The sequence below is a fragment of the Ruegeria sp. AE4 genome, from assembly GCF_056542185.1.
This window is the reverse complement of sequence record NZ_JBQFZK010000003.1, coordinates 233101-245110: the sequence shown is the minus strand read 5'-3', so window position 1 is coordinate 245110 and position 12010 is coordinate 233101. Positions and strand designations below refer to the sequence as shown.

At 59.2% G+C, this 12010-nt stretch carries 11 protein-coding genes and 1 tRNA gene; 2 read left to right on the top strand and 10 right to left on the bottom strand.

The window, feature by feature from the left end; all coding sequences use genetic code 11:
* Positions 1 to 34: 34 nt before the first annotated feature.
* The 9 genes from iolE to ACR0EK_RS07770 all read right to left on the bottom strand — a co-directional run bounded on the left by iolE (position 35) and on the right by ACR0EK_RS07770 (position 8246).
* Positions 35 to 934, bottom strand: coding sequence for a myo-inosose-2 dehydratase (iolE, locus tag ACR0EK_RS07810; RefSeq protein ID WP_480604840.1), 900 nt, complete (start codon positions 932 to 934; stop codon positions 35 to 37).
* Positions 931 to 2763 carry a 3D-(3,5/4)-trihydroxycyclohexane-1,2-dione acylhydrolase (decyclizing) gene (gene iolD / locus ACR0EK_RS07805; RefSeq protein ID WP_480899327.1) on the bottom strand — a complete coding sequence of 611 codons (1833 nt, stop codon included), beginning with the start codon at positions 2761 to 2763 and terminating at the stop codon, positions 931 to 933. The genes iolE and iolD overlap by 4 nt, the downstream gene beginning before the upstream one ends.
* Before the next feature lie 151 nt (positions 2764 to 2914).
* Positions 2915 to 3736 (bottom strand): ATP-binding cassette domain-containing protein, encoded by an 822-nt coding sequence (locus ACR0EK_RS07800; RefSeq protein WP_267364097.1) that lies wholly within the window; start codon positions 3734 to 3736, stop codon positions 2915 to 2917.
* Position 3737: 1 nt separating this feature from the next.
* A complete protein-coding gene (locus tag ACR0EK_RS07795) occupies positions 3738 to 4844 on the bottom strand; it encodes an ABC transporter permease (protein WP_267364099.1) in 1107 nt (368 codons plus the stop codon).
* A gap of 68 nt (positions 4845 to 4912) precedes the next feature.
* Entirely contained in the window at positions 4913 to 5833 is a 921-nt protein-coding gene (locus tag ACR0EK_RS07790) for a sugar ABC transporter substrate-binding protein (protein WP_267364100.1), read from the bottom strand.
* A 124-nt stretch (positions 5834 to 5957) separates the two neighbouring features.
* Entirely contained in the window at positions 5958 to 6971 is a 1014-nt protein-coding gene (gene iolG / locus ACR0EK_RS07785) for an inositol 2-dehydrogenase (protein ID WP_480913571.1), read from the bottom strand.
* Between the two features lie 388 nt (positions 6972 to 7359).
* A tRNA-Arg gene (locus ACR0EK_RS07780) sits at positions 7360 to 7436 on the bottom strand.
* A gap of 21 nt (positions 7437 to 7457) precedes the next feature.
* Positions 7458 to 7934: a GNAT family N-acetyltransferase gene (locus ACR0EK_RS07775; protein WP_480899323.1), complete on the bottom strand. Its 477-nt coding sequence runs from the start codon at positions 7932 to 7934 to the stop codon at positions 7458 to 7460.
* On the bottom strand, positions 7935 to 8246 hold the full coding sequence (locus tag ACR0EK_RS07770) for an ETC complex I subunit (protein ID WP_267366439.1): 312 nt from the start codon (positions 8244 to 8246) through the stop codon (positions 7935 to 7937).
* 270 nt (positions 8247 to 8516) lie between these two features.
* On the opposite strand from ACR0EK_RS07770, the gene uvrB reads away from it, so the two are divergent.
* Positions 8517 to 10703: an excinuclease ABC subunit UvrB gene (gene uvrB, locus ACR0EK_RS07765; RefSeq protein ID WP_480899321.1), complete on the top strand. Its 2187-nt coding sequence runs from the start codon at positions 8517 to 8519 to the stop codon at positions 10701 to 10703.
* 79 nt (positions 10704 to 10782) lie between these two features.
* Positions 10783 to 11433 carry a hypothetical protein gene (locus ACR0EK_RS07760; protein ID WP_480910158.1) on the top strand — a complete coding sequence of 217 codons (651 nt, stop codon included), beginning with the start codon at positions 10783 to 10785 and terminating at the stop codon, positions 11431 to 11433.
* Positions 11434 to 11611: 178 nt separating this feature from the next.
* Here the strand turns inward: ACR0EK_RS07760 and ACR0EK_RS07755 are convergent, their stop codons facing one another.
* The gene (locus tag ACR0EK_RS07755) at positions 11612 to 11902 is read right to left on the bottom strand and encodes an antibiotic biosynthesis monooxygenase family protein (protein WP_209507883.1); all 291 of its coding nucleotides are present in this window, start codon (positions 11900 to 11902) and stop codon (positions 11612 to 11614) included.
* Positions 11903 to 12010: the final 108 nt, after the last annotated feature.

Genomic DNA, 12010 nt, shown 5'->3' with positions numbered 1-12010 from the left:
TTCATGGCTTCGGTGTTGCCCCGAGGGGCGGTGATTAAACGGTGATCTCCAACCCTGCCTTGCCGCAAACCTCGACGATGTGGTCATAGCCCAATTTGGAGTACTCATAGGGCGGCGCCTTGGCGGGGTCCTGCTCGGCCTCGACCACGATCCAGCCGCTGTAATCCATTGCTTTCAACGCGTTGGCTACGGCCTGAAAGTCGATGCACCCATCACCCGGCACGGTGAATGCCCCGGCAATTACGGCATCCAGAAAGCTGCGATTGTTCTCGCGCGTGTCCTGCACGATGTCTGGACGGATGTCCTTGAAATGCACGTGATGCACCCGGTCGCCCCAACGGTTCAGCGTGGCCATCACGTCGCCACCGCCAAACAGCAAGTGACCCGTATCGAAACACAGCTTCAGCTCGGGGCCTGAACCCTGCATCAGCCAGTTCACATCCTCTTCGCTTTCGATGATCGTGCCCATATGATGGTGATAGGCCATCGGCATACCCTGATCTGCCATCCATTTGGCAAGCTCGGTCAGCTTGCCCGCATAGGCCAGAACCTCGTCTTTGGACAGCTTCGGGCGGTCATTGACCGGCGTTCCGATCTGCCCCTGAACGGTATTTGAACACTCGGCGTAAACGATGCAGGGGCTGTTCAGCGCAACAAATTGTTCCACCTGCTCGCGCACGATGGCGACCTCGGCCTCAAGGTCATTGACCAGAGTACTGCCCGAACACCAACCGCCACACAGCGCGATGTCGTTTGCGTCCAGATAGGCGCGCAACCCTTCGGTGTCGCCGGGCATCCGCTGGCCCCGTTCAACACCGGTATAGCCGATCTCGCGCGCTTCTTTCAGCGCCTGCTCCATCGTGTAGGCTGCGGTCAGGTCCGGCAGATCGTCATTCTGCCAGGCAATCGGAGAGATACCGATCTTCACGCTCATTTCGTGTTTCTTTCCTTGATGGCGACCTCATAGGCCGCACGTTTTTCGTTTACTTCCGGGCGGATGCTGACCTCGGGCACCGCCACTTCCCACCACGTTCCGCCATATTCGGTCGAAGGATAAGGATCGGTGTCGATCACCACCACATAGGGGCCTCTGACCTCGGCACGTTTAGCCAGTGCCTCCTCAAGCTCGGCGATCGAGCTGACCTTGACCGCGGTCGCTCCCATTGCTTCGGCATGTTTGGCAAAGTCGATCGCCGAATTTTCGCCGCCGACCGCGTGATCCAGCAGGTTGTTAAACTCGGCCCCGCCGGTTCCCATCTGCAAACGGTTGATGCAGCCAAAGCCGCGATTGTCGGTGACCACAACGGTGAACGAAATCCCCATCATCGCCGCCGTCGCCATTTCGGAATTCGCCATCATGTAAGTGCCGTCGCCGGTAAAGCAGATCACGTCGCGGTCGGGCTGGGCCATCTTGATGCCCATGGCACCGGCGATCTCATACCCCATGCAGCTGAAGCCATATTCCATGTGATAGGCACCGGGGCGCGGTGCCTTCCACAGCTTGTGCAGCTCACCCGGCATCGTGCCTGCGGCACACATGGCAACGGTGTTTTCATTGGCCGCCCGCTGCACGGCACCAATCACCTGCATGTCCGTGGGCAGCGCATTGCTGTCCACCGGCGCGTCGGTCAATGCGTCGACCTTGGCAAACCACTCGGGTTTCAGCGTTGCAGGCATATCAGGCGCGCGATAACCGCCCAACGCACCGCTCAGTTCACCAAGCCCTACGCGGGCGTCAGCCTGCAGCGGCATCGCGCCGTGCTTTGCCGCGTCATAGGCGGCGGTGTTCAGGCTGATCAACTCCCGCTCGGGGTTTGCGAACAATCCCCAAGACCCTGTGGTGAAGTCCTGAAACCGGGTGCCGACGCCCAGCACCAGATCAGCCTCGGCGCAGATATCATTGGCAGGCTCACCGCCGGTGACGCCAATCGGACCAAGGTTCAGGGGGTGATCCCAGGCCAGCGCGGACTTACCGGCCTGCGTCTCGGCCACCGGCACGTTGTGTGCCTCGGCAAAGCGCTGCAACGCGGCGGTCGCGTCCGAATAATGCACACCGCCCCCGGCCACGATCACAGGGCGCTTGGCTGCCTTAATCGCGGCCACGGCACGCGCCAGCTCACCTTCATCCGGACGAATGCGGCGCTGATACCAGACGCGCGGCTCAAAAAAGCTTTCGGGATAGTCATAAGCCTCGGCCTGCACATCCTGACAAAAGGCCAGCGTCACCGGACCGCAATCCGCCGGGTCCGTCATGGTGCGGAAGGCACGCGGCAGCGCCGTCAACAGGTGCTCCGGCCGGGTGATGCGGTCGAAATAGCGGCTGACCGGTCTGAAGCAGTCATTCGCACTGATGGTTCCGTCCGAGAACACTTCGGGTTGCTGCAAAACCGGGTCGGGACCACGCGTGGCAAACACGTCGCCGGGCAGCAACAAAACCGGCAGGCGGTTCACATGGGCCAGTGCCGCAGAGGTGACCATGTTGGTGGCCCCCGGCCCGATGGACGAAGTGACCGCCATCGCCCGCCTGCGCCCCAACTGCTTGGCATAGGCAATCGCGCAATGCGCCATGGTTTGTTCATTGTGACCGCGATAGGTGGGCAGGCTGTCTTTCACACCGTGCAGCGCCTCGCCCAGACCGGCCACGTTGCCATGGCCGAAAATCGCCCAGACACCTGCGATAAAGGGCTCTCCGGTCTCGTTCATCTGCGCGCCCAGATAGCGCACCAGAGCCTGCGCCGCGGTCAGTCGGACTGTCTTGCTCATCATGATCCCTTTCAACTCAGCTCCGCCTTTGGCGGCCTGCGGGTTTTCTCATTTGCGAAGATGCCAGCTTTTGTATCAAAGCCTGAATACAGAGTGGCGTCACGTGCCACCGCCCGATGGATGCCCCATTGGGGCATCCAAGTTCTGAACTTTAAACCGTACCGCCCAGCGATCCTTCAAGCTCGGCCATTTCCTGACCGCCTGCCATCAGGTCCTGCAACTGCTCTGGCGTGATCTCGCCACGCGTTGCTGTGCCCAGCGTTTTGCCCCGGTTCAAAACGGTGAACCTGTCACCCACTGCCAGCGCATGACGCACGTTGTGGCTGATGAACACCACGCCGACGCCCTGACTGCGCACCTTGTCGATGGTGGCCAGCACGTTCGAGGTCTGGCGCACACCCAGGGCCGAGGTCGGTTCGTCCAGGATCAGGATCTTGGCCCCGAAGTACACGGCGCGGGCAATGGCGACGGTCTGCCGTTCCCCCCCAGACAGGGTGCCAACGGCCTGATCCGGCCCACGCAGGTTGATGCCCATCTTGCGCATCTCTTCCATGCAGACCTCATTCGCGTGTTCGACATCGAACCGCTTCAGCAAACCCTTACCCTTGGTCGGCTCGCGCCCCATGAAAAAGTTGCGCGTGACGCTCATCAGCGGGATCATCGCCAGATCCTGGAACACGGTCGCGATGCCTGCCTCCATCGCATCCCGAGGGGTGTCGAAATGCAGTGGCCTGCCCTCGAAAAAGATCTCGCCCTTGGTGGGTTTATGTACCCCGGACATGGTCTTGATGAAGGTCGACTTACCCGCGCCGTTATCGCCCAGCAAACAGTGGCATTCACCCGGTTTGACGTCAAAACTGACGCCCGCCAATGCGATGATGTTGCCAAAGTGCTTCTCGATATCCTTCATTTCCACGATGGGGGCCTGATCGCCCGCCGCATCGCCGTGGTGGAACTTGGTATCTTCGGTCATATCAGCGCTCCCCGGTTACGCGTTTGCGGATCGCGTTGTTGAACAGAACGGCAATCAGCAGCATCGCGCCCAGGAACACCTGGAACCAGTCCTGATCGAAATCCGTATAGGTCAGTCCGATGACAACCATGCCAAAGATGATCGACCCAAAGAACGCCCCGATGGCCGAGCCATATCCGCCCGTCAGCAGGCAACCTCCGATCACGGCGGCGATGATCGCCTCGAATTCTTTCTGGAAACCGCGCCGCGCGTCGGTCGAGCCCGCGTCGATCACCGTAATGATGGCAACAAGTGCAGCACAGCAGGCGGTCAGCATGAACAGGGACACCTTGATCTTGCTCACGGGAACACCGGAATTCGATGCCGCAGTGCTGTCACCGCCCGCCGCGAATATCCAGTTTCCGGCCGGGGTCCGCAGCAACACGTAGGTGGCTGCCAATGCCAGCACGATGAACCACAGGATTTCCACCGGTACGCCGGGCACCTTGGGTGCTCCGCTTTTGAAGGTGTCAATCATGCCGTTGGCCGCCAGCCAGGCAAACAGGCTGCCAAAGGCTTCGCCCGAAAAGAACGGCGCCAGCCAGTCGTTTTCAACTACGTCACGTACACCGCGCAACTGGGTCGATCCTCCGGTCGCCGCCTTGAGGCCAACCAACGACAGACCGCGCAGAATGAACAGGAAAGCCAGCGTCACGATAAAGGACGGCAGGCCGGATCTTATGACGATATTTCCGTTTACTGCCCCGACGAATGCCGCGAATACAAATGTCATGGGGATCGCAATGATCAGTGGCAACTGCCATGTCACCACACAGACGCCGAAAAACAGGCCCGCAAACGCCACCATTGAACCGATGGACAAATCAAACTCGCCACCGATCATCAAAAGGGCCGCACCGATTGCCAGAATGCCCAGCTGTGCCGCAGGTGTCATGAAGTTCATGACCCCGGCCAGGGTAAACATCGAATCGTCTGCTGTGATGGCAAAGAAGATGACCACCAGAACGACGCCCGCCATCGCACCGAGTTCGGGCCGTTTCATGAGCTTGGTCATGAAAGGTTCTTTCTTGACCCTTTCGTCCCCGGCGATTTGCGCTGAGTCACTCATCGTTTCCTCCCACTTGGGTGGGAACGGCGCCACCGCGCCGCCCCGTTTTGTTCAGGTTGCGGTATGGATCAGCGGATGCCCTGCGCGGACAGCTCGATCACCTGCGCGGCCTTGTCCTGAGTGATCAGGTTCGGACCCGAAGGAACGTTACCACCGGGCATCAGGCCGTATTTGGCGTGCAGGCCCATGAAGTTCACCGACAGATACCCTTGCAGATACTGCTGCTGGTCAATGGCAAAGGCCGCGTCGCCATCTGCAATCGATTGCAGGAAGTTGGCCGACAGGTCGAAGGACGCAACATTCACGTCACGACCCGATGCTTTGACAGCGGCAACAGTCGGCTCACCGGCCGAGCTTGCACCCAGCGCCATGACCGTATCGACGGCTTCGTTAGCAGCCAGTGCAGCCGAGACCTTCGACTCGATTTCCGACGGATCGTTCGAGGTCGGCAGAACTTCGACATTACCGCCAAAGCCTTCCGCGAAACCTGCGCAGCGCAGGTCCAGCGCAACGTTGCCCACTTCGTGGTTCACACAGATCGCGGTTTTGCCCCCCATCGAAGCCAGTTGTTCGCCCGCAGCTTTCCCGGCGTCAAACTCGTCCTGACCCACGTGCAGCAACGCACCCAGCTGTTTCGACACATCCGACCCCGAGTTGATCGAGATCACCGGGATGCCTGCGGCAACGGCGCGTTCGATCGACGGGCCAAGCGCATCCGCATCCGGGATCGAAACGATCAGGCCATCGGGCTCCTGGTTCACGGCAGCGTCGATCAGCTGCGACATGGCCACCATGTCGAAAGTTTCCGGAGCGCGGTATTCCACATTCACTCCGACATCCTTGCCAGCCTGTTCAACACCGTTCTTCACGACGTTCCAGAATGCGTCATTGGCCTGGCCATGCGATACGACCACGATGTCCTGCGCAAGAGCGGGCGTCGCCAGGGCCAGTGCCCCTGCGGCAAGTGCACCTTTAACGAATTTCTTCATTTCAGTTTCCTCCCATTGGTTCAGTCTGATCTTCTGTTGGGGTACCGGCCCCAATCATCCGGCTGTGCCGAATCTCAGTGGCTGCGGCTCAGGGCCGAGCTGTCGTTAGTTTGAAGAATTTTGGTCATTTTGCAACCGGTTTCAAAATTTCCTCCATCCGGACGGGCATTCCCGTCTGCGCTGACAGGGTCGCGGCCTCGGCCATCGCCAGCGCCGCCACACCATCCTGCAACGTGACGGGAACGTTGGAACCGCCGCTGACGGCATCAACAAATGCGGCCCATTCCACGCGATAGGCCGGCATGTAGCGTTCCAGAAAGAAATAAGTCGGCTTTGCGCCCACAACGCCATCTGCCGTCGATTTCACGACGGTGTTTTCCAGCATGTTATGCGCCTGCAACAACCCTTCCGAACCCAGCACCTCGACCCGCTGATCATAGCCATAGGCCGCCCGGCGCGAGTTCTTGATGACCGCAATCCGGCCGTCTGCGTAAGTCATTGTGACCACAGCCGTATCCACATCGCCTGCCGCGCCGATCTCCGCATCCACAAGCGACGATCCCACCGCCGTGACGGTCTGAGGCACATCCCCCATCAGAAAGTTCGCCATGTCAAAATCGTGGATCATCATGTCCCGAAACAGTCCACCGGACACTTTTACATAGGCGACCGGTGGCGGGGCCGGGTCAAATGACGTGATCGACAACAGTTCGGCCTTGCCGATTTCACCCGCGTCCAAACCGGCCTTCAAAGCCGCAAAATTAGGATCGAACCGCCGGTTAAACCCAATCATGACAGGTTTGCCGCGCCCCGCTACGGCGCTCAGACAGTCCTGTGCCCTCTGAAGGCTCAGATCGACGGGCTTTTCGCACAGAACGGCTTTGCCAGCGCCCGTGGCCGCCTCAATCAGGTCGGAATGCGTATCCGTCGGTGTTGCAATCAGAACCGCGTCAATCTCGGGATCAGCGATAATTTCTTCTGAACTGCGTGCCTCGGCCCCATATTCATCCGCGAGGCTGTTCGCCGCCTCGGGCAGCGCATCGGATACCGCACACAACCTGCTCCCCGGATGGGAAGATATGGCCTGCGCATGAACGCGCCCAATACGCCCGGCACCCAGCAATCCGACCCTCAACATGCAGCTCTCCCGAATCTTGTTGTTGTGCGTAACAATGATTTTCTTTGCAACCGGTTGCAATATATTTTTTGCATCACCCCCGGATTTGCCAGCGGCTTCTACAGCCTCAACACGAATACCGCGCAAAAACCCGGTCTGATCTCAACAGGATTGCACTGCCTGACACGCATATTTCCGCGCAAATGCCAACCTACGGGAATCCCCCAATATCGCCGCACGGTGAATCACGTTAGATTGTACGTAAGGAACACATACTACCACTCTGTGACCCCCTTAGAGGGGCTGGCATGACCCCCTCGTCCAGCCCCTCATACCACACCAAACAGCCACAAAATCACGACGCGCCGACCAAAGCAGGCGCATGTCCGGTATTGATCTGGTTTGACAATGGCGATCCCTGAAGGACTCGAACCCTCAACCTGCTGATTAGAAGTCAGCTGCTCTATCCAGTTGAGCTAAGGGACCGCTGCGCCCTTCTTGCGGTTTTTACCCGCGGGGTTCAAGAGGCAAGCGCATGAATGCGCTGTTGGGATCGTCAACATACCCAAAGATAGGCCCGCAATAGGAATATCCCAGCGACTCATACAGCTTACGGGCGGCATCATATTCGCGAAGATGGCTCGCCCCGGTCTCAAGAACCAAAGCCTCGCACCCCTCTGCGCCAGCCTGTTCAGCCAGATGCACCATCAGCACGCGCGCCAGCCCGCGCCCTCTTGCCTGCGCCAGAATATGCACTGATTTTACTTCGGCGGTTCCATCGGGCAGCGCTTTCAGCGCACCGCATCCCAATGGCTCCTGTCCGTCAAAAATGGCCCAGAACCGCACCCCCGGCCCAGCCAAGGCTTCAGCGTCCATCGTGTGGTTGCTTTCCGCAGGTCCCGCAGTTTCACCATGGGCAAAATGCGCATCGACAATCGGGCGCAATACGTCCGATGTCGGGTCAGCCTCTCGGATTTCGATCATTCAGTGCGTCCAGGGGCCGCGCCGGTCGGTTGCGAAATTCTCGCCATAGCCCCGCGCGCGCAGATTGGGTTTGCGCTTGTGCGGCTCGCTGACCTCGGCATCGATACCGTGGGCCTTGGCATAATCCAGCGCCTCTTCCCGCGTGTCGAACTTCAGGCGCACCTGAGCCTGCGTGTCGCTGGACGACGTCCAGCCCATCAGCGGATCAACCTCGCGCGCCGAGGCCGGGGCGTATTCCAGAACCCATTTGCGGGTCTTGGCCATCCCCGAGGTCATCGCATTTCTTGCGGGCTGGTAGATCCGTGCGCGCATGTCGCCTCTCCGTACTCACTTGGCTGAGCCCGTTTATGCGTCAGAGCGCGCCCGGGGGCAAGATTGCAATTGTCGCGGCCCTCGCCTGCGAACTCATGCCAGAAACTGTCATCAGGTCGGAATAGGGTCTCGCCAAACAAACGCAAGAACATCACACCGTCTCACCCGTCGCACGGCCTCAGACCGCATAGCGGGCAATGAATCCGGATCGGCCCTTGCAGTTGGACAAAATAAGAACAAATGTAAGGGCCTGACGCCTGGAGCCTACCAATGCCTTACGCCCATTCCGACAAGACCCAACTGACCACCGAAGACGTGCGCGCGCGTCTGAAACTGGAAGGCGGCAAGCAATTCGTGATGCATACCGAATTCAATCCGGCGGGCGATCAGCCCACGGCGATCAAGGAACTGGCGGGCGGCGTGCTGGACGGGGAACGCGATCAGGTGCTGCTGGGCGCGACCGGGACGGGCAAGACCTTCACCATGGCCAAGGTGATTGAAGAAACCCAGCGTCCGGCCATCATCCTCGCCCCCAACAAGACATTGGCGGCGCAGCTATATGGTGAGTTCAAGGGCTTCTTCCCCGAAAACTCGGTGGAATATTTCGTGTCCTATTACGACTATTACCAACCCGAAGCCTATGTGCCGCGCTCTGACACCTACATAGAAAAAGAATCCCAGATCAACGAACAGATCGACCGGATGCGCCACTCGGCCACGCGGGCGTTGCTGGAACGCGATGACGTGATCATCGTCGCCTCGGTCAGCTGCATCTACGGTATCGGCTCGGTCGAAACCTACGGGGCGATGACACAGGATCTGAAGGTCGGTCACGAATACGACCAGCGGCAGGTGATGGCCGATCTGGTGGCCCAGCAATACCGCCGTAACGATCAGGGGTTTCAGCGCGGCTCGTTCCGGGTGCGGGGCGACAGTTTGGAAATCTGGCCCGCCCACCTCGAAGACCGCGCCTGGAAACTGTCCTTCTTCGGCGAGGAACTGGAACAGGTCACCGAATTCGACCCGTTGACCGGCGAAAAAACCGACACGATGGACCATATCCGGGTCTATGCGAACTCCCACTACGTGACGCCGAAACCGACGATGCAGCAGGCCATCATCGGGATCAAAAAAGAACTGCGGACGCGCCTCGACCAGCTGGTCGGCGAAGGCAAACTGCTCGAGGCGCAGCGGCTGGAACAGCGCACCAATTTCGATCTGGAAATGCTCGAGGCCACCGGCGTCTGCAACGGGATCGAGAACTATTCGCGCTATCTGACCGGCCGCGCGCCGGGCGAGCCGCCCCCGACCCTGTTCGAATTCATCCCCGACAACGCCATTGTCTTTGCCGACGAATCCCATGTCAGCGTGCCGCAGATCGGCGGCATGTACCGGGGCGACTACCGGCGCAAGTTCACGCTGGCCGAACACGGGTTCCGCCTGCCGTCCTGCATGGACAACCGGCCCCTGAAGTTCGAGGAATGGGATGCCATGCGCCCGCAATCCGTCTTCGTCTCGGCCACCCCCGCCGCGTGGGAGCTGGACCAGACCGGCGGCGTCTTCACCGAACAGGTGATCCGCCCCACCGGCCTGCTGGACCCGCAGGTCGAAATCCGCCCCGTGTCGATGCAGGTCGACGACCTGCTGGACGAGGTGCGCAAGGTCGCCGCCGATGGCTATCGCACATTGGTCACGACGCTGACCAAACGCATGGCCGAGGATCTGACCGAATACCTGCACGAACAGGGTATCAAGGTGCGCTACATGCATTCCGATATCGACACGCTGGAACGGATCGAGATTTTGCGCGACCTGCGTCTGGGCGCGTTCGACGTGCTGGTCGGCATCAACCTGCTGCGTGAAGGGCTCGACATTCCCGAATGTGGGCTGGTCGCCATTCTGGACGCCGACAAGGAAGGCTTTCTGCGGTCCGAGACCTCGCTGGTCCAGACCATCGGCCGCGCCGCGCGCAACGCCGATGGCCGGGTGATCATGTATGCCGACAAGATCACCGGTTCGATGGAACGCGCGCTGGCCGAAACCGACCGCCGCCGCGCCAAGCAGATGGCCTATAACGAGGAACACGGCATCACGCCCGCGACCGTGAAAAAGAATGTCGAGGATGTTCTGGCCGGGCTTTATGAGGGCGACGTGGACATGAACCGCGTCACCGCCACCATCGACAAACCGATGCACGGTGCCAATCTCGAGGCGCACCTGAACGGGCTGCGCGACCAGATGCGCAAAGCCGCCGAGAACCTGGAATTCGAAGAGGCCGCTAACATCCGCGATGAAATCAAACGCCTGGAAGCGGTCGATCTGGCCATCGCCGACGACCCCATGGCCCGCCAATGGGCGGTCGAGAAAGCCTCGGAAGATGCCGTGAAATCGCGTGGGCGGTCTACGGCTGGACGGCCGGGGCAAAGGGGTGGGAATGTTAAGCGGCGGAAGAGGTAGGTTAAAACGCAACTGACGGTTGCAATTTGCCTCAAAGCAGGAAATCTATCTTCTTAGACAATCGGTTTAGGAAAGTTTTTTGATCACGCTTCTTATTGTAGTTGGACTGCTCGGAACAATTTCACTCCTAGCAATGGTTTGGGTATGGGTAAGTGTGCTCGCAGGATGGCGCGAAGCGTCGCCCGGCAGAAGTATATCAATGCTATGGTTCGTGCTCCTTTTGATGATCATCTGGGGACTTGGAGTAGATTCGAGCTTTAGCGGCTTACGAATGCTGGCGCTCGCTGTATGGCCCGCCTCAATCCTATTTTTACTGGGAGATGCTTTAACCGCGAGACTTTTTGTTTTTTTCTTTGCGGCGTTGATTTTACTGTTTTTGGTGGCCGCAGCCGCTGCGATCATGCCGGGCAAGGCAAAAATACCGACTATTATTGTTGGCGCAATGCTTACAGTGATAGGTCCGGTCGCGTTGCAAAGCCTGCAAGTGCAATGGCAAATGAAAAGATACGCGAAAGCATCCGAGTTACGCATCATAGAACGTTCGTCTTTGTTCAAGTCCATTCGAGAACGCTCCGACGGTTACCAGTCCCCACATGGCGTCGCGTGTAACAGCGAGAATTGGCCGTTTCTTTGGAGTTATCGGCACAGAGACTGGATCGCACTGCCGTCCAACACCCGTTACGGCGGTGATACTAAGGAAAGAGTTATGAGCGTTTGCCTGAGTAGGTAAGTCACATCCCACACTCCACCCTTGCAGCCCAGCGCGCACTGCTCCACGTTTGAATTCACAAATTGTGTTTCCAAGCGGTTGCCATGACGAACCCGAACACCCTGGCCAGACCACATGAGGTCCAAATCGCTGTTCTCTCCAAATAAAAGAAAGGGCGGGTCTATCCCCGCCCTAACCGCTACCCCTTATCCCAATGGGCAATCACGTCGTACCCAACCGGCGTCGGTGGGCCTTCCATGAATTCGGCGAAATGGCCCCACAACTCGGCCACTTTGGGTGCGTTTGCGTTCGAGGTCGCCTCGCTTTCGACCACCGAGATCACATAGCCTGAACCATCCTCGTTCATCACGTTGGTAAAGCTGTGCATGCCGGGCATACCCATGATGTCGGATTTCAATTCATTCATCTTCGCCGTCGCCGCCTCGCGCGTACCGGGCTTCATTTTGTATTGGGTAATTCGTGCAAACATCACTTTCCTCCGTCGTCTGGCGAAATTGCCATGTAACACGGCCGGAACGGCCCCGCCGCGCGCACCCTAGCACGACAACCCGAAATCTCGCATTGATACCGGCGATTT